This is a genomic window from Glutamicibacter sp. AGC84, from assembly GCF_053543575.1.
On record NZ_JBLVOC010000027.1, the window covers coordinates 102,179 to 126,358 of the forward strand.

Below are 24,180 nucleotides of genomic sequence, written 5' to 3' on the forward strand. Positions count from 1 at the left end.
CTCAATAGGATTGCTGCGATCCAAAGCTTGTAAAAATCCTTAGCGCATTGACGACGCGTTGCACCGAATCCGGGGGAATCTGCGAGAGCGGAACGTTAGGCTTTCGACTGGCAAAGCTGCTGCGCCGCAGGCTCCTTCCGACCTCTTCCAGTCCTGGGATTCCAATCAGCTCATTCAAGAAGAATTCTCTGGCCTCAGATTCAGGCGCTTCTTCGAGTGGCAACTGGGAAAGAGGCTTGAAATTGAATTCCAGGGACAGCCCTTGCACACTGAAATAGAATATCGATACGGTGCCAAGCCGAGTTCCCATTGAATCGAAAATGGGAATCGTGCCCGCGGGGTATTTTGACCTCGACCCTAGGAATGGCAATTCCGACTTGAGCGCAGAATTAATCAGTTCGTCGAACGCTTCCAAGCTTTGCCTGTCACTCTCAAGAAGCCAGGAGCGGATGCTGCTTGCTTCCCACCGGGTGGTCTGGCGATTCTCCGGTGTTGATTTCGCATTGGCCAATTCTTCGCCGAATACGTGAGGCAACAGGAGTTCAAGCTCCCCATGCCGCCTCCGGGCATATTCGACTGCAACGATCGATGTCCCTGGGCCGGCCATCATATTCAAGTATTCAACCATGAGTCTCAACTGGGCATTGATTGCATCGACCGCTAGCACGATTCGAAAATTTCCCTGCGTCAGGTTCAGCGCAAGGGACTCTTTCAGTGTCGTCGCCGTCTCAGTATATTCATCCCAAAGCGGCGTGGAAGAACGGTCTCTCCAGCGCTGCGCAAATTCGTCGACGTCCATCTTCCATAGACGCGAGGCATAGTCGAACATCTGGCCAACGATTTCACGCCTGATCTGCGGATTAGACGCCAACTTGCATTCGACGAGGGTGACTTCCCCTCCGGCATCCACCACGACAATATCTGCGGGGCCGACCTCGGACTGGAATTCGCGACAGGCTTTCGCTTCGGAACTCACGCCTGGAATCAGTTCCGGGTGGTTCGCAAGGATCTCCTGTAATTCTGATTCCAAGGCATACCCAATTTTTTGGGGTTCAAACCATGCCCCGTCATCTTGCCGAACCAATATGCTCGCCATGGTTGATGCTCCTTTGCCCTGTGGTCTACAGCATAACGACCGCAATTGGCCCAGGAGCAGAGGAACGGAACTATGTTCGCGTGAAAATTCGTCGCCGATCCGCATACCTTGCCGTAATTCATCAGCACTCCAAGCTCCGTTCGGCAAGGGGCGCAAGCATCGTCAGGTGTCGCGCCCTCGACGTCCAGAAGCCCCGTCCCCGCAACCTTGACACAAGTTTTTCATCAGGAAAGGGGCACTGGGTTATGTTGATTCAATGCGCAACAAGATTTCCTATCAGGGCGAAGCCGGTTCCAATTCCAATATGGCTTGCACAGAACTTTTTCCCGATATGGAAGCCGTGCCCTGCGCCAGCTTCGAGGATGCTTTCGCCCTGGTGGAAAACGGCGAAGCTGAGTTGGCCATGATCCCCATCGAGAATTCGCTGGCCGGACGCGTTGCCGATATCCACGTCCTGCTGCCCGAATCGCAGCTGCAGATCGTGGCCGAGCACTACCTGCGAATCCGATTCGATCTGCTGGGGCTGCCAGGCAGCACCATTTCGGGCGCTACTGAAGTGCACAGCCACATCCATGCGCTGGGCCAGTGCCGCAAGATCATTCGCGAGCATCAGCTCACTCCGATCATTGCCGGGGATACCGCAGGTTCCGCGCGCGAGGTGCGCGATTGGAATGATCCCACCAAGCTGTCCTTGGCGCCACCTCTGGCAGCAGAACTCTATGGCTTGGAAGCGCTGGCTACAGGAGTGGAGGATGACCAGACCAATACAACTCGTTTCGTTGTACTTGCACGCCGGCAGGATCTCCCGAGTCGCTCCACCATGCCAGAATCCGTGATCACCACATTGGTCTTCCAGGCTCGCAACGTTCCTAGTGCGCTGTACAAGGCCCTGGGCGGTTTCGCTACCAACGGCGTGAACCTCACCCGCTTGGAAAGCTACATGGTGGGTTCCGGCTTCGCGGCCACAACTTTCATGGTTGATATCGAAGGACACCCCGACGATCTTCCGGTACGCCGAGCCCTGGAGGAGCTGGACTTCTTCACCTGGGAAATCAAGATCCTCGGCTCCTATCCGGCCAGCGAGCACCGACAGAATACTGTAGCGTCCTTCGTTTAATCCCTGGAGCTAATTTCCTCCGGACAGGTCCCGGCACCGTGACGAAGCTACTGGACTCTTCAGTCCTGCCACAGCTCCCCTTTCAACGACACGATTACGCACGGTTTTCAACGTTGCGCCCCTGTATTTTTCAGACTCGCGCAAAAGTTCCAGCACCCGCATTCCGCTGTGCAGCTGATCCGGGTTCCAACGGGGCTGCACCACAGCGTTCCCTTCTGCTCTGTACCAACTCCTGACCACCCTCTTTGGCATTCGATTGCACGCTATTCTTCCGGCTGACTCATTCCGAAAATACCCACTGACCTCTGCATTCAAGATCCATATAATTGACGGCTGGTAGAATAGGGATTTATAGCCTGTGCCTATGGAAGGTTTTCATATAGAAATCTGCACCTCCCGTCCGCACGGCTAGAGAACTGGTTTAGAGCACATTTGTTGTAACGCGCGGCCAAATATCCCGGATTCCGGTACTGCGGCCTGCGCGAGATTTTCAAGGCTTACAGGCCGGAGAGGAACGCTTGACTCAACGCGTCGCAATCATTGGAGCAGGACCCAGCGGCATCGCCCAGCTGCGGGCTTTCGATTCTGCCAAGAAAACAGGGCAAGATATCCCAGAAATCGTCTGCTTCGAAAAGCAGGATGATTGGGGAGGCCAGTGGAACTACAACTGGCGCTCCGGGATCGACAAATACGGCGAACCAGTGCACTCGAGCATGTACCGCAATCTCTGGTCCAATGGCCCGAAGGAAGCCCTGGAATTCGCCGAGTACACCTTCGATGAGCATTTCGGCGGGCCGATTTCGTCTTATCCGCCACGAGCCGTGCTCTGGGATTACATCAATGGCCGCGCAGAGAAATCCGATATAAAGAAGTACGTGCGCTTTGCCACCGTGGTCCGCTGGGTAGATTACAACGAAAGCACCGAGCTCTTCACCGTCACCACCGAAGATCTGAAAACCGGCAAGACTGCGTCCAGCGACTTCACCCATGTCGTGGTCGGAACCGGCCACTTCAGTTTCCCTAACGTTCCTGAATTCGCAGGAATAGGCACTTTCCCCGGCGAGCTCATGCATGCCCACGATTTCCGTGGAGCCGAGCGCTTCGCCGGCAAGGACATCCTGCTCATCGGCGCCAGCTACTCTGCCGAGGACATCGGCGTCCAGTCCTTCAAGATGGGTGCGCGCTCGGTCACCTACAGCTACCGCACCGCACCGATGGGCTTCGACTGGCCCCAGGGCATTGAGGAGCTTCCGCTCATCGATCGCTTCGAAGGGTCCACGGCCCATTTCAGCAATGGCGTATCACGCAAGTTCGATGCGGTAATCCTCTGTACCGGCTACCTCCACCATTACCCGTTCTTGCCCTCCGGGTTGGCTCTGGACTCGCCGAACAACGTGTATCCGGATACCTTGTACCGTGGTGTCGCATCCGAGAACAACAACAAGCTGTATTACCTGGGCGCCCAGGACCAGTGGTTCACCTTCAACATGTTCGATGCCCAAGCATGGTACGTCCGTGATCTGATTACCGGGAAGGCCTCGATCCCCGCAGCGGGCGACCAGCGGATCAGCATCGATGCGTGGTTGAAGCGTTTTAATGCCATTGAAACCGCTGAAGACGAAGTGAAGTTCCAGGCCGACTACATTCGCGATCTCATCGAGCAGACCGATTACCCCATGTTCGATCTGGATGAGGTCACCCGTACCTTCATGGCGTGGAAGAACGACAAGAAGAAAAACATCATGACCTACCGGGACAAGGTTTATCCTTCGGTCATGACCGGTACCATGGCAGCCACGCACCATACGCCGTGGCTCAGCGAATTGGACGACAGCCTGGAACGCTATATGGCTCCCGTTCCGTCCGAAAGCGTGGAAGACTTGGCCGCCACTGAAAAGGCCACGTCAAAGTAGCGCTGAGCAGAACCGCGCACTGTGGCTGCGTGCTTTTGGACGCAGCCACAGTGCTTCCTGATCTGCAAAACCCAAGTTCCGGGGCTAGCCCCTCCATGAGTAGCGGCGCTCGGGCCTGCCGACTCCCCCGTAGCGCAGGTTCACCTGAGCCAGGTTTTCCTCTGCCAGGTATTCCAGATACCGGCGAGCGCTCACCCGGGACGTGCCCAGCTTCTGCGCGGTTTCAGTGGCCGAGATGGGTTCGGCGGCTTCCTTGACGATGCTCTCAACCAGTTCCATGGTTTCGGCGCTGCAGCCTTTGGGAAGAGGCCGGCGCTTTTGTCCGCCGAGCCCGAAGAGCATGTTCACATCGGCCTGCTGCAATTCCTGGTCCGCTGCTTCGCCCAGCGGCTGGTAGGCCTTTGCGTAGTGCTCCAGCCGTTCGCGCAGGTCATCCCGCGAGAAGGGCTTCATCAGATAGTGGACGATGCCGCCACGAAGCGCGCGGCGCACGGTATCCATTTCCCGCGCCGCGCTGATCACCAGGACATCGAGCTCCGGCTGGACTTCGCGCAGGCGCTGCAAGAGGTCCAGGCCGTTCATGTCCGGCAAATGGATATCGAGCAAGATGAGATCCGGCGAGAGCGCGCCGGCGGCCTTGATCGCGTCACCGGCGGAGTGCGCCACGCCGACCACGGTGAACCCCGGTTCGCTGTTGACGAATCCAGCGTGCACCTTGGCGACCATGAAGTCATCGTCGATCACCAGTACTTTGATCACTTCTTGCTTCCTACTTCCTGAGCGTGGCGGTAAACCGGGCACCTTGTGCATTGGCCGCGGCCAGCTCTCCACCGCGGCGGCGGCAAACCAGGCGGCTGATGGCAAGGCCGAAGCCCCTGCCGCCGGAAACCGCGCTGTCCTTGGTGGAGAAACCTTGGGTGAAGATCTCGTCCATGGCATCTTCCGCGATGCCTTCTCCATTGTCCCTCACGGTGATTCGCACCAGCTCGCTGGTTTCCTCGATCCCGACCTGGATTTCCGGATTGGCAGCCGCAGCGGCCGCGTCCATCGCGTTATCGACGAGATTGCCGATCACGGTGGTCAGATCCCGCGCCAGCTGGTCCTCGCACCTGCCCAAGGTTGAGCTAGGCGCCATCTTCAGGTGCACCCCTCGCTCGGCGGCCACGCTGGACTTGGCAATCAGCAACGCGGCAATCGTGGGTTCGGCGATGCATGCGGAGACGTCCTCGAAGATCTTGCTCCGGCTGAAGCTCACGCCATCGATGAAGCCCACGACCTCGTCGTATTCCCCGAGCTGGATCAACCCGGAAATTGCGTGCAGCTGGTTGGCGAATTCATGGGTCTGCGCCCTGAGCATGTCGGCGGTGGCCTTGCTGTCTCCAAGTTCTTGTTCCAGCAGGGTCAGTTCGGTCTTGTCGCGGAAGGTGGTGACCGATCCCAAATCCCGCCTGGCGGTCTTGACCGGCATCCGGTTGAAGACCAATACCCGCTCGCCGACAAGGAATTGCCGGTCGGGCAGCTCTTGGCTGGTGGTCAGTGCATGGCGCACCTGCGGAACAACATCCAATTCGTCCAGGGTCCTGCCCACGCAGTGGCTGGGAAGCTGGAGCAGCTCGATGGCGACATCATTGGCCAGCATCACCCGGCTATCCGGCGACACCGAGATGATTCCCTCTTTGACTCCGTGCAGCAGGGCTTCGCGATGCTCGAAAAGCTCTGCAATTTCCCGGGGTTCAAGCCCGCGGGTCTGGTGCTTGACCCGGCGGGCCAGCAAGACTGAGCCGGCGGTCCCCAGCAGCAGGGAAATGACCAGGGTGAACAAGGCGTTGGGGGCGATCTCCTGGATCATCTCACCGGTGCTGGGATAGCTTTGGCCGGCGCTGACGATGCCGACCATCTTCCCCTCGTCATCCAGCACCGGAACCTGCGCAATCAATACATGGTTGCCATTGCGCCAGATTTCCCCGGTCCATCCGCGGCCTTCGGTGACGGCGGATTCAGGGTGCAGTATCGAGGTTCCGACTTCATCCGGATAGCTGGAGGTGACGACCGTTCCCCGGGGATCGGCAATGGTCACGAATTGGAGACCCGAGGTGCTGCGCACCGATTCGCCCATGGCAGGCAACGCCGAACCCATTTCCGGCTCCGCCTCGGGCAGGAGCACGCGCAGCAGGGGGTTTGCAGCCAGCGATTCGGCGGCCGAGAGGCTGCGGCGCCCCTCGATTTTTTCGAAGTTATTGGTGGCCTGGGTCAGCGATACCGTGATGACCCCGGCCAGCACCACCGCGATAATGAGCAGTTGCAGTATCAGGTACTGCCCTGCAAGGGTCAGCTTGCGGCGCGTGTACAGATTAGCGAGCCAGAAACGCATGGCACCCATTGCCTCGCCCCCAATATTCCAGAAATCCACGTTGCACCCGGCAGGTCCTTGCTGGCACCTGCATCCGGGCACTGTGCTACCTTACCGAAGATTCGAATGGTTCAGATCACAATTTCCGGTTACACAATGAACAGTATTTTCTTTGAGTACGCAAGAGTGACCCGGCTCACGATGGCACGTAAGTTGGTATCACTCGCAACCCCGATGAAAGCAAAGAGGCTGAATCCCCATGAAACCGTTCAAGTCGTTCCGTGCGCTGAGCGCGCTGGCAGCTGCCGCTGCACTGGCCCTGACCGCCACTGGCTGCGGCGTGACATCAGAGTCTTCCAGCACTGACGCCGCAGAGTCCAAGGGCCCCATCGCGAACCTCCGCATCATGGTGCCAAACACCCCAGGCGGCGGCTACGACACCACTGCCCGTGTTGCCGCCAAGGTCATGGATGACGCATCGCTGGCCAGCAACCCGGAAGTCTTCAACCTTGCCGGTGCCGGCGGCACCGTCGGCTTGGCCCGCATTGTCAATGAGAAGGGCAATGGCGATCTGGCCATGCTCATGGGCCTGGGCGTGGTGGGTGCAAGCTACACCAACGAAACCGACTCCAAGCTGACCGATACCACCCCGATTGCCAAGCTCATCGAAGAGCCCGGAGCGATCATGGTTTCCAAGGATTCTCCGTACAAGAGCATTGACGACTTGGTCAAGGCCTGGAAGGACGACCCAAGCAAGCTCTCGGTCGGCGGCGGCTCCTCCCCTGGCGGCCCGGACCATCTGCTGCCAATGCAGCTGGCCGAAGCCGTGGGCATTGATCCCAAGGACGTGAACTTCGTATCGTACGATGGCGGCGGCGACTTGCTGCCGGCCATCCTGGGCAACAAGCTGGCCTTCGCTGCCTCCGGTGCCGGCGAGTACATGCAGCAGATCGAAGAGGGCTCTGTTCGCGTACTGGCCACCAGCGGCGAAGAGCGCCTGGAAGGCGTAGATGCCCCGACCCTGAAGGAATCGGATATCGATCTGGTGTTCTCCAACTGGCGCGGTCTGGTGGCTCCACCTGAGATTTCCGAAGAGGACAAGGCCAAGTGGGTCAACCTGGTCACCGAAATGCATGATTCGGCCGAGTGGAAGGAAGCCCTGGCGACCAACGGCTGGAGCGACGCCTTCATGACCGGTGACGAATTCTCCGCCTTCCTCACCGACCAGGACGAGCGCGTTGCCAGCGTCCTGAAGACCCTGGGCCTGGCGTGAGCGAAGTAGGCACCGCAAAGAAGAAACGCGTCGAACTCCTGTTCGCCGCGTTTCTTCTTATCGTCGGAATCATCGTGTTTGTTGACGCGTCGCAGCTTCATGTGACGTACTCCCAGGCAGACGTTGTAGGTCCCAAGGCCCTGCCTTACGTCGTCTCGGGCATTCTCATTCTTTCGTCCATTGCCTTGGCCATCACCGTCATGCGTGGCAACCTTGCAGCGGGCGAAGAAGGCGAAGACGTGGACCTGAGCCAACCTTCGGATTGGAAGGTCCTGCTCCCGCTGATCGGCATCTTCGTGCTGAACCTGCTGATCGTGAATTGGGCTGGCTGGGTCATCTCGGGAACCATCATGTTCTTCGGCGCGGCCACCTGCCTGGGTGCGCGGCGCTGGGTATTGACCTTGGTTATTTCGCTTGCCTTGGCGCTTGGTTCGTTCTACGGCTTCTATCTGGGCCTGGGCATCAAGCTTCCGGCCGGAATCCTCTCGGGGGTGCTCTAATTGGAAACTCTGGATTTATTGATGGGCGGCTTCGCCTCGGCGCTGACCCCGATTAACCTGCTCTTCGCTTTCGCCGGTGTCATCCTGGGCACCGCTGTAGGAGTGCTCCCGGGCATCGGCCCGGCCATGGCTGTGGCACTGCTGCTGCCATTGACCTTCGGCATGGAAACTTCCAGCGCACTGATCATGTTCGCCGGCATCTACTACGGCGGGATGTATGGCGGGTCAACCACCTCGATCCTGCTCAATACCCCGGGTGAATCGGCAACAGTCATCACGGCCATCGAAGGCCACAAGATGGCCAAGGCCGGCCGTGCGGCACAGGCCTTGGCCACCGCGGCCATTGGATCCTTCGTTGCAGGAACCATCGGTACCGCGCTGCTGGTGACCGTCGCCCCGATCGTCGTGAAGTTCGCGGTGGGCCTTGGCGCACCGAGCTACTTCGCCATCATGGTCCTCGCTTTGGTAACTGTCACCGCAGTCTTGGGCTCTTCCAAGATCCGCGGGTTCGCTTCCCTGGGCTTGGGCTTGGCCATTGGCCTGGTCGGCATGGACCCGGTCTCCGGGCAGCAGCGCCTGACTTTCGGCTTCGCTCCCCTGGTGGACGGCATGGACATCGTGGTGGTCGCCGTGGCGATCTTCGCCATCGGCGAGGCGCTGTGGATTGCCGCGCACTTGCGCACCAGCCCGGCCCGCACCATTCCGGTGGGTGCCCCGTGGATGGGCAAGGAAGATTGGAAGCGTTCGTGGAAGCCCTGGCTTCGCGGTACCGCCTTTGGGTTCCCCTTCGGCGCGCTGCCTGCCGGCGGTGCCGAAGTTCCGACCTTCCTGTCCTACGTCACCGAAAAGAAGCTGTCCAAGCATCCTGAGGAGTTCGGCCACGGCGCCATTGAGGGCGTTGCCGGCCCGGAGGCCGCGAACAATGCCTCTGCCGCTGGCACCCTGACTCCGATGCTCGCCTTGGGCTTGCCCACCAATGCCACCGCTGCGGTGATGCTGGCGTTCTTGACCATGAAAGGCATCCAGCCCGGTCCGCTGCTCTTCGAGAATGAACCAGACCTGGTGTGGGCCCTGATTGCCAGCTTGTTCATTGGCAACACGTTGCTGCTGCTGATCAACCTGCCATTAGCGCCGCTGTGGGCGAAGCTGCTGAAGATCCCGCGCCCCTACCTGTACGCAGGCATCTTGTTCTTCGCAACGCTGGGCGCCTTCTCGGTGAACATGCAGGTAGCTGATCTCTGGCTGCTGCTGCTGATCGGTTTGCTGGGCTTTGCCTTGCGCCGCTTCGGCCTGCCAGTGCTTCCGCTGATCCTTGGTGTCATCATCGGCCCCATGGCCGAGGAACAGCTGCGCAAGACCTTCCAGCTTTCTGCTGGTGAAGTCTCAGGTCTCTGGAGCGAGCCGCTGGCCGTGGGCATCTACGTGCTCATCGCCGTCCTGCTCCTGCTGCCAGTGCTGATCTCCGCTATTCGGCGCAAACGCGGGACAGCGTCTGCCGCCGCCGAGGCCCTGCTGGGCGACGATGCAGCTGGCGGCCCCGAGCCGGAACAGGCGAAGCCTGGCCACGGAAATGAGAACAGCAAGGCTGCTGAAAGGAATGAATCATGACGATCGTAGTGGGCTATATTCCCTCGCCAGAAGGCGAAGCCGCCTTGGAACGAGCCATTCTCGAAGCCAGGCGCAGCGAGGTGCGATTGATCGTAGTGAACTCTTCGAAGGGCGATCAGCTCGTTGACGACAGGCTCATTGACGCGAAGCAGTACCACGAGCTGGAAGCCCGCCTTTCTGATGCCGGCATCGATTTCTGGATTGAGCGCCACACCCAGGGTGCCGATGCGGCAGACCAGATCCTGCATGTAGCCCAGGCCCAACGAGCCGAGCTGATCGTGATCGGCCTGCGCAAGCGGACGGCAATGGGCAAGTTCCTCATGGGAAGCAACGCGCAACGGATTCTGCTCCAGGCTTCCTGCCCAGTGCTGTCGCTCAAAGCGTCCAGCGACTGGTAGTTCTGCACGCTGTTCGCTCAACAACGGCCAATGGCCCGCACCACGGGGGCGGGCCATTGGCCGTTGGACTTACTTCTGGTAAGGGTTGGCTGGCGGAGTGCCGCCGCCATTGGCGGTTGGATCCTGCGGCTGCTGGGGAGCAGGAGGATTACCCGGGTGCGGGCGGTAGCCGCCTTCTGCCGGCGGGATGCCACCGGCCAGACGAACGAGTTCAGTGGTGTTCTCTGCCGTGCGGATCTGTGCCAGCAAGGATTCGAGTCCTGCACGGACCAGGACCAAATAGACCAGGGACACCAAAGGACCCACGATCAGGAGCATGAGGAAGCCGAGCATTGCATCAGCCATGAACCCGGAAATCACGATTCCGAGGTAGCCGATCGCCAACAGGACCATGATCAGGATGTAAACGATCTTGATGATCGATGGCGTGATGAATTGTTTGAATTCCAAGTCGAAGAGGGACTTCACCTTATTTGCTTCTTTCTTTAGAGAAATTGCGCTGTCCCGCCCACGTTATCGAATTTCGCAGTATTCTCCCAGTAGCTGGAGCGGAATATCTTCATTTGTTGCGAAAATTTCGCCAACTAGTCGCCTGCGACTGCGTGCGGGTTATTATCCCCTGCCAAGCCAGACCCTAGACTGATTGCATGACAAGCCATGAGAAGCCGACCATCGTCCCAGCCCGATTGCAATCCGGAGACACCATCAGGGCCATCGCGCCATCGTGCTCCCGCGCCTTCGTGATGGAATTCGACAATACGAAGTGGATCACTGAACGCTTCGAGGCCATGGGGCTCAAGCAGGAATTCGGAGATCACGTAGACGAGAACGATGACTTCGACAGCTCGCCGATCCCGTCGCGCGTGGCCGATCTGCACGCCGCATTTGCCGATCCTTCTGTCGCCGGAATCATCTCGGTCATTGGCGGCTTCAATTCAAACGAGCTGCTCCCCTACCTCGATTGGGATCTCATTGCCGCCAATCCCAAGGTCTTCTGCGGCTATTCGGATTTCACCGCGCTGGCAAACGCCGTGCATGCCAAGACCGGCCTCGTTACCTATGTCGGCGCGCATTGGTCCAGCTTCGGCATGCGTGATCATTTTGAACCAACCGGACAGTGGTTCCGGACCGCAACCCACGAGCACGCGTGGACCATCGAGCACGCCAGCGAATTCACCGACGATTTGTGGTTCATGGATCAAGACAACAGGTCCTTCCAGGCATCCGGCGGACCGTGGATCCTGAATCAAGGAGCGACCACGGGCACGGTGATTGGAGGGAATCTGGGCACGCTGCATTTGTTGCAGGGCGGCGAATTCATGCCATCCTTGCACGGGGCGATGCTCTTCATCGAGGAAGACTCCTCCGAAGACATCCACGAAATCGCCCGGAAGCTCGCCTCTTTCCTGCAGTCCCCTGGCGCCGCTGGCCTGACCGGGCTGGCCATTGGGCGTTTCCAGCGGCAATCCGGCATCACCCGTAGCCTGCTGGAGCAAGTCATCGCAAAGCACCCGATCCTGCAGCGCATCCCGGTTGTGGCCAACCTCGATTTCGGCCACACTTCCCCGATGTTCACCTTGCCGATTGGCGGCTACGCCAGGCTTTCGACCGGTGACGATTCGGTGCAGCTGCACTTTGCGCATTCACAAGACCAGCTGGGCTAGCCCAAGGGCCACGGCAAAAAGCGGGACCATTCCATCTCCTGGTTGGCCCCGCCTTGCTTTGCGCTCAGTAGGCCACGGCCCTCACGGGCTTAGGCCTTGTCGATCGCTTCCTTCAGCGCAGCCAGCAGCAGCGCCACCGAACCCGGATTAGCGTTGGGGCCCATCATGCCGACGCGCCATACGGTGCTCGCGTACTTGCCGACACCGCCGCCGATTTCAATATTGAAGCGGTCGAGCAGGTATCCACGGACCTTCGCCGAATCAACGCCTTCAGGAACGTAGACCGTCGTCAGCTGCGGCAGGCGGTACCCCTCCTGGGCGAATAGCTCCAGGCCCATTTCCTGCAAGCCATCTTGCAGCAAGCCTCCCGCTTCCTGATGGCGGGCGGTGACCGCGTCCAGGCCCTCGGCCAGGATGCGGTCGATGCCGGCTTCCAGCGATGCGACCATCGAGACCGGTGCGGTGTGGTGGTAGGTGCGTTGGCCCCCGGTGGAACCTGTGGCGTAGCCGCCGAGCAAGCCCAGATCCAGATACCAGGATTGGGGCTTCTGGACGCGGCGCTCGAAAGCACGGTCTGAAATGGTAAATGGTGCCAATCCCGGAGCCACGCCGAGGCATTTCTGCGTGCCGGCATAGCCAACGTCAATCCCCCATTCATCAGCCAGCACCGGCATGCCGCCAATGGAGGTCACTGCATCGGTGATCAGCAGTGCATCGCCCTTGATTGCGCCCAGCGCGGCTATATCGGAAACAACTCCGGTACTGGTTTCAGCATGCACGCCGGCAATGACGGTTGGGTTCGGGTGCGCCGCGGCAACGCGTTCGGCATCGATCGGCGTGCCGTATTCATGCTCGACGCGGACTACTTCAGCGCCAGCGCGCGCAGCAACTTCGCACATGCGCTCGCCGAATAAGCCGTTGATCGCGATGACCGCTACGTCGCCTGGGTTGATGGTGTTGACGAAAGCGGCTTCCATGCCAGCTGAGCCCGTGGCGCTCAAAGGCAAGGTACGGGAGTTTCCGGTTCCCCAGAGAGTACGCAAACCATCAGCAACGCGATCCATGCGTGCAATGAACTCCGGATCCAGATGGCCCAGCAGCGGAAGGCCGAGCGCTGCCGTTGCCTCGGGATACGGGTTGCATGGACCCGGTCCGAACAGGTGGCGCTGAAGAACAGTCTTGCTCATGACGACTCTCTTTCATCTCAATGGGATGTTCCAACTAGAGCTCAGCATATCCCGCATCCCAATCCGAAACGAAACATATCTTCCGCATTGCAAAATTACTCGGGTCGAACTACACGGCCGCGGGCTCAATCGCCTCGAGATAATCCGGCAGCTCCGCCACGGATTCGAGGATGGCGGCATGCGGGAACCGGTCCAGCTCTTCGCGGCCCAGCTTCCCGGTCAGCACACCGATCCCGTGCACTCCCGCGTGATGCGCGGCCAGCAGGTCGTTGGCGGTGTCGCCTGCGGCAACAACCTTGGCTACATCGCGAATTCCCGTCAACTCCATCGCTCGATGAATCATGTACGGCGCAGGGCGTCCCGCTGCGGCTTCATCACCGGCAACCACTGCGTCGAGAAGTTCGCCAGGACCGACCTTCCAGCCCAAGCCATCGAGGATAATATCGGCAACATCGCGCGAGAACCCCGTTGTCAACGCGATCTTCTTGCCGCTGGCAGCCAAGCGTTCCAGCGCTTGCACGACACCTGGCAATGCGACGGGCGGATTCTCCCGGTAATATCCCAGCAGCAGATCGCGGAAACGGCCAAACTGCACTTGCACCTGCTCATCGCTGGCAACAGCTCCGCCAAGTTCAATCAGCGCTTTGATCGCTTCCTGCTTCTCGGCGCCCATCCAATGCTGCAGATCCTCCTCCTTGACCTCAACACCGAATTCGCACACCGCATTCTCCAGAGCCCGGTACACATCGGCATGTTCGTCAATGGTCGTTCCAGCCATATCGCAGGCAATGAGTTCAAACATGTCTTCTCGTTTCATCGTGTTTTCCTGTTCAGACAGCAATGCTTCGCACACGGCTCAATGAGGCGCGATGCTCGCTGGTGTTTTCAATGGTGAAGTTGGCCAGATCCGGCAAATACCGATCATCGGAGTACTCAAGTTTCTGCCCCGATTTGGAGGAAGTCACGCGCCGTTCGCGCAGGAGCGGGGCGCCGAGCCGGACACCCAGCAGCTGCGCGTCCAGTTCATCGGCCGCCACCGCGTCGATGGTGTGCTTGCCTCGGTAGAGGTCTACGCCTTGCTCCCGCAGGTACTCGAAAATCGAACCGTCATCCGCATCGAATTCGAAGAGCAGCCGACCGACTTCTTGGGTAAAGCTAGTCCGCTCCAGCATCGCCGGGCTCCCATCGAGCAAGCGCAGGCGCAGGATCTGCACCACCTTGGCACCTTCTTCGAGTTCGAGCTGCTCGGCCACGAGGGCATCGGCCGGGCGCTGCGCCAATTCCCGCGTTTCCTGTCCAGCCTCCAATCCGATGGAGCGCGCCCAATCAGTAAAGGACATGAAGGTGGTAAACGATTGGGATTGCACCTGTTGCGCCACGATTGGCGGCTTGCCTTGTCCCCCCGCAATGAGGCCCTCCGAACGCAACTGGGCGAGCGCATGCCGGACCGTGCCACGCGAGGCATTGGCGCGGGCACAGAGTTCTGCCTCACTGGGCAGGACATCTCCTTCGTGCCATGTGCCAGCCGCTATTTCCTGCCGCAACCAGGTGGTGAGGGCTTGGTACTTGGGTTGCTTCTTGTTCTCCATCACCTCTTGATCATACAAGTGGTTTTATTGTGAAATCAGCGATTCACAAGACATTCCAGTGAACTGAAAGTGAATAGACGGACACCATTCTGAACTCTAGGCAAACTTGTTCAAACAAGTGCCATTTCGGGTTGAATCCGCTCATCCCGGGCATGGATGATCACTGTCGTGAGCAACGAAAAAAATTTCCCACAGACCCGGCCAGTCGCCAACCACGCAGATGTGCTGGTGATCGGCGCCGGCATTGTCGGCCTGGCCCATGCCGCTCGTGCCCTGGACGCCGGCCTCTCGGTAATCGTCATTGAACGTGACCATGAGGCCATCGGCGCATCGGTCCGCAACTTCGGCCACTGCTGCATCACCGCGCAGTCCGGCGAACTCTACGACCTGGCGCAGTCAGGACGTCCCTTGTGGCTTGACTACGCTGAACGCGCTGGCTTCTGGGCCGTTGAATCGGGAGCTGTCGTGGTGGCCTCGACAGAAACGGAATTGCAGGTCCTGCGCGAACTGTCCGCACGCCGCGAAACCGGGCAGGTCGAGATGCTCAACGCGCAGGACATCGCAGAACAGCTCGGACGCGAAAGCACCGAAGGATTCCTCGGCGGCGCGTTCCTGCGTGATGACCTGCGCGTCGACCCGCGCACCACGGTGGCCAAGCTGGCCCAGTGGGTCAACGCCCATGTTGCTGGCAACGTCCAGTTCAGCACCAGCGCCTTGGGATTCGGTGCCGGCCGGCATCGCCGGGCCAGCGTGCAAACTAATCGCGGCGCCTTCGAAGCCGACCAGGTTTTCGTTTGCGTCGGCCACGACGTGGACTACCTCTTCCCGCAGATCGCGCAGGAGCACCAGATCACCCGGTGCGCGCTGCAGATGCTCCGCGCAGAAGCTTCCGAAGACCTGGAATTGAAGCCGGCCGTCCTCACCGCCACCTCCATGCTGCGCTACGAGGCCTTCACCGAAGTGCCAGCAGCCAAGGCCCTGCAGGCTGAAGTTCTCGCCGAGCACCCGGAGCTGCTGGATATCCAGGCGAATGTCATGTTCACCCAAAGGCCCGACGGCACCCTGCTCATGGGAGATTCGCACAGCTACGCCGCAACCCAAGCTCCCTTCCTCAAGGAAGCGACCTCGCAAACATTGCTCTCGGCCATCGGGGGCTACATGAGTGGCACCGAGCTGAAAGTCATTGAACGCTGGCAAGGAATCTATGCCTCCAGCGCTATCGGCCCCTTGCTCATCCGCAATGCCGCCGACGCCATTACCGTCGTCTCCGTGACCGCCGGAGTCGGAATGACCCTGTCCTTCGGCCTGGCCGACAAGAACATCAAAAACCTCGCCAAGCCGGCCATGGCTTCATCGATCACCGCCTAGCTTAGCTACACCACGCATTGGAGCAAACCATGAAGATCTCTCAGGCATTTAAATTCTCTGCCGTCTCGCTGGGCCTGCTGGCCCTCACCGCTTGCGGGTCCGCCCAAGCGGATGAGCAGGCCGACTCCGCTGCCCCCGCGTTCTGCGCCGATGGGCCCATCAATTTCGGCATCGAGCCCTACGAAGCACCAGCCAAGCTCGAACCGGCGTACGGCGTGCTCGCCGACGCATTGGAGCGCGAGCTCGGATGCGAAGTCGAGGTCCAAGTTGTCGAGGACTACGCCGCAGAGGTACTGGCAATGCGCAATGGAAAACTGGATCTTGGCCAGTTCGGTCCCGTGGGATACGTGTTCGCCAGCCAGCAGGCCGGCGCTGAACCGCTCGTGTCCTTCGGGACCGCTCAAGGCGAGCTCAGCACCTACACCGGTGGCATCTGGGTTGCGAAGGATTCAGAAATCAAGACCCTCGAAGACCTGCGCGGAAAGGACTTCGCACTTGGCGGCGTGGGCTCAACCTCCGGAGATGTCCTGCCGCGCTACGCGCTGAAGACTGCCGGCATTGCCGAGTCCGAAGTCAACTTGAACTACGCAGGAGGGCATCCTGAATCACTGCTGGCCTTGGCCAACGGAACTGTCGACGCCGCCCAGCTCAACTCGCAGACCCAGGCGGTTGCCGAAGAAGAAGGTACCTTCAACCCGGAAGACTACCGCCAGATCTGGACCTCGGAACCCATCCCGAACGACCCGATCACCATCAGCGCCGATGCCGACCCGGAACTGAAGAAAGCCGTTAAGCACGCGCTGCTGAACCTGCCGGAGGAAGATATCGCCCAGGTAGGAGCTTTCCTGGATGTTACCCCTCCGGGCCCATTGCTGGAAGTCACCAAGGAAACCTACGGCCCGCTGTTCGACCTGGCTTCCGAAATGGGCCTCACCGAGGACGATATCTAACCATGGACACCACGCAATTGGCCCGTCCGGCCCTCTCGGTGAAGTCCCTGGCCAAGTCCTTCAACCAGCGCCGCGTGCTTGATGACGTCGATTTCACCGTCAACCGCGGCGAGCTCGTGGTCTTTCTGGGTGCCAACGGCTCCGGAAAATCCACCACCCTCAAGTGCGTCGCGGGATTGGCCACGCCGGATTCGGGAAGCATCGAATTGGATGGCATCCACCTGGCCGATCTCCATGGCCGTGATCTAGCCCGTGCGCGATCCCGGGCAGCCATGGTGTTCCAGAAGATCCATCTGGTGCCCCGCCGCACAGCACTGGACAATGTCTGCGCAGGCGCCCTGGCCCGTGTCACCGGCTTGGCCTCTTTCTCCCCCGCTTTCTTCTCGCGCGAACTGCGGGAAGAAGCAATGGCCTGCCTGGACCGGGTTGGCATGGCCGACCGCGCCCTGGACAAGGTCGGGCGCCTTTCTGGCGGACAGCAGCAGCGCGTAGCCGTCGCCAGGGCCCTGTGCCAGCGCGCGTCGGTGCTGCTTGCCGATGAGCCGGTTTCTGCTCTGGACCCGCATGCGGCCGAGAACATCATGGAATTGCTCGCTACCTTGGCGCACGACGAAAACCTTGCAGTCGCCGCGGTTCTGCACCAGCCAGAGCTTGCACAACGCTACGCAGACCGGGCGATCGGGTTGCTGCATGGACGTATCGCCTTCAACGGTCCGGTCCAGAATCTCGGCGACGACTTCTTGGACATTCTCTACTCTCCCGAGAGGATTGCAGCATGAGCCTCCATACCCGGACTCGCATCAAGGAGCAGGCAGTGGAAAGCACTTCGCAAATGATCGCTGGAAAATCCGCCCCAGCACTGCCCAGGGACCCGCACAAGGCCGCCCGGCGTACCCTTTGGATTACCGCAGTTGCAGTGATTGCCGCCCTTCATCTGCTGGCCATCGCGGGAACTGATTTTGATCCGGCGCTGCTCGTGGAAGGCTGGCGCGGGATGGCACGATTCATCAGCGACGCATTCCCGCCGGATCTGAGCTGGGACAAAGTCATACTTCCTGGCTTGGAGGCAACGCTGGTCACCTTGTGGATCGGCTTGCTGGGTACGACCTTCTCCATTCCTACGGCCTTGGTGCTCGCTGTGCTCGCATGCCGCACCACGACGCCGCATCCGCTGGCCTACCAAGCAGCACGCAGCATCTTGTCCTTCTTCCGCGCGGTTCCGGACATCGTCTTTGCGCTCATCTTCGTCACCGCCGTGGGCTTGGGTCCCTTCGCAGGTGTGCTGGCGCTGATCTGCCACAACACGGGAGTGATGGGAAAGCTCTGGGCCGAGTCCCTGGAAGAAACCGATCAGGGCCCGCAGGAAGCGCTGTCCACCACCGGCGCATCACGGGTTCAGCAGCTTACCCATGGCGCACTGCCGCTGGTGATCCCGCAGTTCGTCGGCTTGCTCTTGTACCGCTTCGACGTCAACGTCCGTTCGTCACTGGTCCTGGGCCTGGTCGGTGCTGGCGGCATCGGCTTGCTCATCAACCAGGCGATCAAGTCGTTCCAGTTCGATACGATGCTTACGCACATCATCATCGTGCTGATTCTGATCATCGTCGTTGACCAAGCGTCCGGATTCATCCGCCGCAAGCTGGCAGTCTAGCTCCTCGCCAATCGGAAAAGCGCGCCTGGGCCCCAGCGGGTGTCCGTGAACCTTACAGGATCGAGGACACCGGCTGGGGCTTCATGGCGCTCTGGGCGAATCGTTGTGGTGCTGAACATGCCTCGGCACCTTTACCAGCGGCGCAGGTCCTGGAAAGTCGTTGTTTTCCACTGGTTGGCATGTGCCGGTGGTGGACCGTGCACTGCTATTCAGGAATTCCCATTGGAGCGACGCGCTGGGGCAAGCCGTGCTGATGGCGGCCCTGGACGAGAACCACGCAGGTCATGGACAGCAGCACTCCGACACTGCAGGCGACGAGAAGCACGCCAAAGCCGCTGGCAGCCTCGATGAGCATGCCGCCCAGAACTGGTCCAAGCGCGAACCCGGTGCCGATCATCAAGTTCGTGGAATTCATCAGGTGGCCGCTGGAGTCCAGGTCGGAGACCGTGGCCAGCAAGTAGGGCAGGATGAAGGTCCAGGAGAACTTGAAGATGATCGCCGCGGCCGCGAACTGCACGGCTCCGCTCAACCCGAACAGCAAGCCGATGGACAGCAGCATCGCCAGATAACCGAGCATGAGGAACAGCGGGCGGCGCGGATGGTCGCCCAGGAATGTGGCCAGCAAGGAGGAAGCAATTCCCGGGACTGTCGCAACAGCGAGAATCAGGCTCGTCGTACTCAAATTGATCTGCGCGGACGCCGCGAATTGCCCCATGAACGACCACACCCCGCTCAACGCTACGTAGAAAAGCATTACCGCCGCCAGGGCCAGAAACGCCTTGGATCTCGGGGCCGGCCGGTGCCCGTAGTTGGCACTATCGGCAGCCGGGTCAGCGGTGCTTCCCAACAGCACGTTGCCATCGATGCGGTGCGCAACCGCCATGCAGCACAGGGCTAGCCCAGCCATGGTCCAGTAGATCGCAGACACCGCGGAATCCGCGAAGAGCACCGGGAAGAGCGCCAGAATCACGGCGCCCATGACCAGCTGGGCCGCAACGAATAACCCATAGGCCCGTCCTGGGTTCGCGCTCCTGCCGCTCAAGCTCAGGATCACCACGGTGATCGAGCCAGCAGCCAGGGACGTCACAATGCGGCACACCGCCAAGAGCGCGTAGTTGTCCGCAAAGCCCGAGACCACATTTCCGGCCACGGCAACCAGCGTGAAGACACGAGTTGCCGTCACGAGGTTGACGCGCTTGAGCCACAGATAGGCGGGGATAGTCGCCAAGCTGAAGGCCCCGAGCTCCATGGACAGCAGCCCGCCTACTTGGGTAGCCGTCAGGCCGAATTGCGCCACCAGCTTGGAGGCGATCACCGGTGCGGTCAGCAGCACCATGTACAGCACCGCGCTGTAGGCACCGATGTAGATGTAGGTTCCGCGGTCGCCGCCTGTTTTTGTGCGCGCGCCAGCCAGTATCGAGTCCATGGCTTTCCTTCGAGACAGCGGCGAGTTGCCGCGGGTAAATAATGATGCTCCGGCCGATACCCTGGCCGGCTGAGAACAACGTGCTGGGCAGGCGATTAGCGCACCGGCACGCTCGAGGATCCGAGTCGGTCGTAGACCTTTTGCCCGCTGAACCAGGTCTGCTGTGCAGTGATCTGCGGCAGCTCTTCGAGTTGCACCTCAAACGGGTCTGCCGAGAGCATGATGAAGTCAGCGGACTTACCGATTTCCAGCGACCCGGTCAGGTCATCCAGTCCCATCGCTTTGGCGCAATTGATCGTGTAGATGCGCAAGGCATCCGCCAAGGTCACGGCTTCTTCCTCCCAGAGCGTTCCGGGGAAAGCTCCGGTAGGATCCTTGCGGGTGACCAGACCGTAGATTCCTTCCCATGCGTTCGGGGAAACGCTCACCGGCCAGTCCGAGCCGCCGGCAACTAGCGCCCCGGTGGCCAGCAAGGTCTTGTTCGGGTGCATCTTGGATGCCCGGTCGGCGGGAAGGACGAGTTTCATGGCTTCGGTAATCACCCCGGGGAACCACAGTGACGGCGAGATATCCGCGGTGACTCCCAGTTCTGCAAAGCGCGGCAGGTCATCCGGGTGAATGAACTGGCCGTGGGCGATATGGTATTTCGGGTCGCCCAGACCTGCATCGCGCACCTTTTGGACTGTGTCCAGGACCAGGCGCACCGAAGCATCGCCGGTGCAGTGGATCTTCGCGGAAATGCCCCGCCGCGCCGTGCTCATCAGCCAGCCCTCGAGTTCTTCTGGAGGCATTGTGGTGTTGCCGCAATGGCATTCAGGGAATCCCGCACCCTCCAGATACGGTTCGATGAAGGCTCCGGTCCCTGCCGGCGGAACGCCATCAAGGAAGATCTTGATGAAATCCGGGCGGTGATGAGTTGACCTGGTTTGCTCGCGCTCGGCAATGATCCCCTCGCCCAGCGGATGGGTCCCGAAAATGAAGTCATTGGCCTGCATGCTGGAAACCACCCAGGCGTGCAGATTCCCGGATTCATCGAGTTCTTTCAGGGCCTGCATGAGTTGCAAGGAGGCGGCAGCATCCTGGAAACCGGTGATGCCGTAAGAATGCAGTATTTCCATGCCCCGCGATGCCGCTTCGGCCAACTGCCAAGTCGGCGTGGGGCTCAGTGATTCGCGGACCTGTTCGACAATGACCCCGCCGGCTTCCAGCAGCACGCCGGTGGCTCGGCCTTCGGCATCCCGCATGATTTCCCCGCCTTCGGGGTGAGGGGTCGCGCCGGTGATGCCCGCAAGCTCCAAGGCATGGCTGTTCACCCATCGGTTGTGCTTAGCATCATCCTTGAGCAAGGCCGGCCGGCCGCCGGTGGCCTGATCCAGCCGCGCCAGTGCCTGGGGCGTATTGATCTCGCTCAACAGGCCCGAACCCCAGCTGCCACCGATGACCCACTGGTCCGCAGCCAGCTTATCCGACCAGACCGCGACTGCCTCCAGGAACTCGTCCAGGTTGAGAGTTGGCGGAACGTTGAGCTCGAACAGGTCCATCTGCCCGGCAAGCATGTGATGATTGTGCACGTCCATCAGCCCGGGCATGATCGTGGCCCCGTCCAGATCGATAATTTCCATTTCCGGCCCACGCAGCGCCAGCGCATCCTCTCCGAGCGCGACAATCTTTCCTGCGCGGACGGCCATCGCATTGACTATGCGTTCATGCGGATCCAGCGTATGGATGGTGCCGTTGACCAAGAGAAGGCTAGGGGCGGTGTTCACGAGTGCAATCCTTTCGAAAGATACCAATCCGGGATGGCTCTCCAAGGTTCAAGAAGTGATGCACGGCACATCCCGGCCGGTGCATTCATTCTCGCAAAGTCCGCCCCAAGGGCGTTGGCTTTAAGCGCATGCTTAGTTGGCAACGCACGCCAAACTCGCTCCGAGGCTAGAAACAGGAGCCACTTCCCATTTGTTCTCCCTCCGGAGCACGATTCCGGAAAGCAAACTGGCAACTTGCGCATCGCCCTTGCGACAGCCTGCCTGTTGTACAAGGGTGGAAGGACGAATGCGAAAGGAGCACACCTTGAAGAAAATCCTCATGGTCCTGACCAGCGTTTCCGAAATCGGTAATGACAAGGAACCTACCGGATACAACGTCGCCGAGGCCGCACATCCATGGAAGGTGTTCCGGGATTCCGGGCACTTCGTCGACTTCGCTTCCATTAAAGGCGGACAGCCCCCGCGCGACACAGTGGACCAGGACGACCCGGTCCAGGTCCAGTTCACCCAGGACGAAACGACCCGTGCCGGCTTGTACAACACCGCAAGGGTTGAAGTCGTCGACCCCGAACAGTACGACGCCGTGTACCTCGTGGGAGGCCACGGCACCATGTGGGACTTCCCCAATAATGAGGGCCTGCAAAAGCTGGTCGGCGCTATCTACAACAAGGGCGGCGTTGTCGGTGCAGTCTGCCACGGCCCGGCCGGTCTGCTCGATGTCGAGCTGAATCATGGTTTGAAACTCTTAAGTGGCAAAACCGTTGCAGCATTCACCAACGATGAAGAAGTGGCCGTAGGCAAGGACAAGATCATTCCGTTCTTCCTGGCCGACAAGCTCACCGAGCAAGGCGCCACGCATATCGCCGCCGATAACTTCGAAGAGAATGTACAAGTCTCCGAACGCCTGGTCACCGGACAGAACCCAGCTTCCGCCGCAGGTGTCGCCAAGGAAATGGAAAAGCTCTTGGCCGAAGTGATCCACCAGGAGAAGGCCGCTGAAGCCGCAGCCGCCGAGTCCGAGGCCGAGGCACAATGAGCTAAGTCGTAACCCAGCCCGAAATCTCATAAAAAACGCTTGGATCCGTGTAGCTTCGCGGATCCAAGCGTTTTCGACTTCTACTGGACTTTGTATGACGCATTCCGTACTCCATGCAACGCCATGCACCCCTTGCCGAAAGCGTGGCTGGTGATGCAAGCAGCTTGGAAAGTGTCTCGGATTGACCCGACAATACTCGTCAATCGATTGGGTCTGGTTCGCAACCTGGCCGTCCCTGCATCGCAAAAGCCTTCTCATACAGAATGGCGCTCTCATCCGGCCAGCCTGGATCCCGCGGAACGACACCGGTAGCAGCCCAGAGCGTCTCCCTTAGCCACTGTGCGAATCCAGCTACACGGAAGTTGCCTACAGCGCCTGCATCCCCTTCAGCATGCTCAAGCAAGACAATTGCTCGCCTCATCCCACCGAGCTCGTCCTGAATGACGTTCCACAGCTCTTCATCCTTAGTGAACACAACGTCGTAGCTGTCTTCATCTTCTTCGGGAGGCCATTCCATCATTTCGCGTTCAACCGGCAAGGACCGGGAAGCAAGGAGCTCCGGGTCGGAAATATCGTAGGCTGCAACTACACGTGCCGAGTCTACATATTCATCGATGAGGTTGCCGGCGAACCTGGAGTAGTCGAAGGTCTTGCCACCCAACGAGGTGAGAAGTGCTGCAGCTTCCGACACGCGTGGAGCAGTGCCAACCCCGTAGTGTGCACGAGCAGCCTGCAAGAGTTCTTGGTAGTCAGTCATAGTTCCCCAATTCAAGCACTATTGGTACCGCCAACAGTAGCTGGCGGCACCAATGCTTCGTGCAAGTTCTTTCCCAGGTCGAGCTTCCGCAGAAGAGATGAACGTCAGGGGTCCGCTTGTTCGGGTGGAAGTGCCACATGTACCCTTCTTGCCTCCTCCACTGATTTCGGGTCCAACTGGCGCCTTGCCGTCCTTAGTAGCTGCAGCTAATGATTTTGCTTTGCTTCTGGAAAGCGCCCAAACGCCGTTGCCCTTCTTGCCACGGGTGACAGCCTTGGTTTTGGCCAGGGTCTTGGCGCTGATGAAGCTCTTATTGCTCTTGCGCGATGCCGGGTAGTAATCGCGCTACTTCGATTTGCACTTCACCAGCTGCTGCCCGTGGTGGGAGCCCTGTCGAATCAACTTCGTGCGGCTCCCCTCGCCAGTACTTTCCTTGCGGTTTCTCCATGCTGTTCGCCCAAGGCATTCCCGGAGGACGCAGCTGAACCAGCAACCGGTATCCGCCGGGGCCTGATCCCACCGGCAACCGAA

General features: G+C 59.9%; 22 protein-coding genes. 12 read left to right on the forward strand and 10 right to left on the reverse strand.

The genetic code is table 11. The features are described from left to right. Nucleotide 1: 1 nt before the first annotated feature. Nucleotides 2-1,096: a hypothetical protein gene (locus tag ACNPN0_RS16925; protein ID WP_448938360.1), complete on the reverse strand. Its 1,095-nt coding sequence runs from the start codon at nt 1,094-1,096 to the stop codon at nt 2-4. Nucleotides 1,097-1,352: 256 nt separating this feature from the next. Between ACNPN0_RS16925 and ACNPN0_RS16930 the strand changes: the two genes are divergently transcribed. After that, nucleotides 1,353-2,213, forward strand: coding sequence for a prephenate dehydratase (locus ACNPN0_RS16930; RefSeq protein WP_400342814.1), 861 nt, complete (start codon nt 1,353-1,355; stop codon nt 2,211-2,213). A 518-nt stretch (nt 2,214-2,731) separates the two neighbouring features. Further along, nucleotides 2,732-4,126 (forward strand): NAD(P)-binding domain-containing protein, encoded by a 1,395-nt coding sequence (locus ACNPN0_RS16935; RefSeq protein ID WP_448938361.1) that lies wholly within the window; start codon nt 2,732-2,734, stop codon nt 4,124-4,126. An 84-nt stretch (nt 4,127-4,210) separates the two neighbouring features. On the opposite strand, the gene ACNPN0_RS16940 is transcribed toward ACNPN0_RS16935, so the two are convergent. Beyond that, entirely contained in the window at nt 4,211-4,885 is a 675-nt protein-coding gene (locus tag ACNPN0_RS16940) for a response regulator (protein ID WP_102598037.1), read from the reverse strand. Nucleotides 4,886-4,895: 10 nt separating this feature from the next. Next, entirely contained in the window at nt 4,896-6,506 is a 1,611-nt protein-coding gene (locus ACNPN0_RS16945) for a sensor histidine kinase (protein WP_448938362.1), read from the reverse strand. Nucleotides 6,507-6,735: 229 nt separating this feature from the next. Between ACNPN0_RS16945 and ACNPN0_RS16950 the strand changes: the two genes are divergently transcribed. Genes ACNPN0_RS16950 through ACNPN0_RS16965 form a run of 4 tightly spaced genes read left to right on the forward strand, consistent with a single transcriptional unit; the run spans nt 6,736 to nt 10,255 of the window. Continuing rightward, nucleotides 6,736-7,749, forward strand: a complete 1,014-nt coding sequence (locus ACNPN0_RS16950) for a Bug family tripartite tricarboxylate transporter substrate binding protein (protein WP_105661846.1) — start codon at nt 6,736-6,738, stop codon at nt 7,747-7,749. Continuing rightward, the gene (locus ACNPN0_RS16955; RefSeq protein WP_332594928.1) at nt 7,746-8,249 is read left to right on the forward strand and encodes a tripartite tricarboxylate transporter TctB family protein; all 504 of its coding nucleotides are present in this window, start codon (nt 7,746-7,748) and stop codon (nt 8,247-8,249) included. Before ACNPN0_RS16950 ends, ACNPN0_RS16955 begins: the two co-directional genes overlap by 4 nt. 21 nt (nt 8,250-8,270) lie before the next feature. Beyond that, nucleotides 8,271-9,857: a tripartite tricarboxylate transporter permease gene (locus tag ACNPN0_RS16960; protein WP_402472734.1), complete on the forward strand. Its 1,587-nt coding sequence runs from the start codon at nt 8,271-8,273 to the stop codon at nt 9,855-9,857. After that, nucleotides 9,854-10,255, forward strand: a complete 402-nt coding sequence (locus ACNPN0_RS16965) for a universal stress protein (RefSeq protein WP_332727091.1) — start codon at nt 9,854-9,856, stop codon at nt 10,253-10,255. The genes ACNPN0_RS16960 and ACNPN0_RS16965 overlap by 4 nt, the downstream gene beginning before the upstream one ends. 69 nt (nt 10,256-10,324) lie before the next feature. Here ACNPN0_RS16965 and ACNPN0_RS16970 read toward each other — a convergent pair whose 3' ends face one another. Continuing rightward, on the reverse strand, nt 10,325-10,723 hold the full coding sequence (locus ACNPN0_RS16970) for a DUF4282 domain-containing protein (protein ID WP_105661845.1): 399 nt from the start codon (nt 10,721-10,723) through the stop codon (nt 10,325-10,327). A 179-nt stretch (nt 10,724-10,902) separates the two neighbouring features. On the opposite strand from ACNPN0_RS16970, the gene ACNPN0_RS16975 reads away from it, so the two are divergent. After that, on the forward strand, nt 10,903-11,919 hold the full coding sequence (locus ACNPN0_RS16975; RefSeq protein WP_448938363.1) for a S66 family peptidase: 1,017 nt from the start codon (nt 10,903-10,905) through the stop codon (nt 11,917-11,919). An 89-nt stretch (nt 11,920-12,008) separates the two neighbouring features. Here ACNPN0_RS16975 and ACNPN0_RS16980 read toward each other — a convergent pair whose 3' ends face one another. The 3 genes from ACNPN0_RS16980 to ACNPN0_RS16990 all read right to left on the reverse strand — a co-directional run bounded on the left by ACNPN0_RS16980 (nt 12,009) and on the right by ACNPN0_RS16990 (nt 14,695). Next, nucleotides 12,009-13,106: a pyridoxal-phosphate-dependent aminotransferase family protein gene (locus ACNPN0_RS16980; RefSeq protein WP_332730822.1), complete on the reverse strand. Its 1,098-nt coding sequence runs from the start codon at nt 13,104-13,106 to the stop codon at nt 12,009-12,011. Nucleotides 13,107-13,215: 109 nt separating this feature from the next. Continuing rightward, a complete protein-coding gene (locus ACNPN0_RS16985) occupies nt 13,216-13,923 on the reverse strand; it encodes a phosphonatase-like hydrolase (protein WP_448938364.1) in 708 nt (235 codons plus the stop codon). A gap of 13 nt (nt 13,924-13,936) precedes the next feature. Next, nucleotides 13,937-14,695, reverse strand: coding sequence for a GntR family transcriptional regulator (locus tag ACNPN0_RS16990; protein ID WP_332594941.1), 759 nt, complete (start codon nt 14,693-14,695; stop codon nt 13,937-13,939). A 168-nt stretch (nt 14,696-14,863) separates the two neighbouring features. Between ACNPN0_RS16990 and ACNPN0_RS16995 the strand changes: the two genes are divergently transcribed. From ACNPN0_RS16995 to phnE, 4 genes are read left to right on the forward strand one after another with little or no spacing between them, the layout of a single operon-like run. Further along, entirely contained in the window at nt 14,864-16,063 is a 1,200-nt protein-coding gene (locus ACNPN0_RS16995) for a TIGR03364 family FAD-dependent oxidoreductase (RefSeq protein ID WP_448938365.1), read from the forward strand. Nucleotides 16,064-16,092: 29 nt separating this feature from the next. After that, a complete protein-coding gene (locus ACNPN0_RS17000; RefSeq protein WP_105658230.1) occupies nt 16,093-17,013 on the forward strand; it encodes a phosphate/phosphite/phosphonate ABC transporter substrate-binding protein in 921 nt (306 codons plus the stop codon). 2 nt (nt 17,014-17,015) lie between these two features. Then, complete coding sequence (locus tag ACNPN0_RS17005) at nt 17,016-17,792, forward strand: phosphonate ABC transporter ATP-binding protein (protein WP_448938366.1); 777 nt, start codon at nt 17,016-17,018, stop codon at nt 17,790-17,792. Then, entirely contained in the window at nt 17,789-18,664 is an 876-nt protein-coding gene (gene phnE / locus ACNPN0_RS17010) for a phosphonate ABC transporter, permease protein PhnE (RefSeq protein ID WP_400290401.1), read from the forward strand. The genes ACNPN0_RS17005 and phnE overlap by 4 nt, the downstream gene beginning before the upstream one ends. Before the next feature lie 205 nt (nt 18,665-18,869). On the opposite strand, the gene ACNPN0_RS17015 is transcribed toward phnE, so the two are convergent. Together ACNPN0_RS17015 and ACNPN0_RS17020 are read right to left on the reverse strand one after the other, a co-directional pair. Further along, nucleotides 18,870-20,090 carry an MFS transporter gene (locus ACNPN0_RS17015; RefSeq protein ID WP_448938367.1) on the reverse strand — a complete coding sequence of 407 codons (1,221 nt, stop codon included), beginning with the start codon at nt 20,088-20,090 and terminating at the stop codon, nt 18,870-18,872. Nucleotides 20,091-20,185: 95 nt separating this feature from the next. After that, nucleotides 20,186-21,856 carry an amidohydrolase gene (locus tag ACNPN0_RS17020; RefSeq protein ID WP_402472297.1) on the reverse strand — a complete coding sequence of 557 codons (1,671 nt, stop codon included), beginning with the start codon at nt 21,854-21,856 and terminating at the stop codon, nt 20,186-20,188. 304 nt (nt 21,857-22,160) lie between these two features. Here ACNPN0_RS17020 and ACNPN0_RS17025 point away from each other — a divergent pair, with 304 nt between their 5' ends. Continuing rightward, a complete protein-coding gene (locus ACNPN0_RS17025) occupies nt 22,161-22,892 on the forward strand; it encodes a type 1 glutamine amidotransferase domain-containing protein (protein ID WP_448938368.1) in 732 nt (243 codons plus the stop codon). Nucleotides 22,893-23,091: 199 nt separating this feature from the next. On the opposite strand, the gene ACNPN0_RS17030 is transcribed toward ACNPN0_RS17025, so the two are convergent. Then, nucleotides 23,092-23,649, reverse strand: coding sequence for a hypothetical protein (locus tag ACNPN0_RS17030; protein WP_448938369.1), 558 nt, complete (start codon nt 23,647-23,649; stop codon nt 23,092-23,094). Nucleotides 23,650-24,180: the final 531 nt, after the last annotated feature.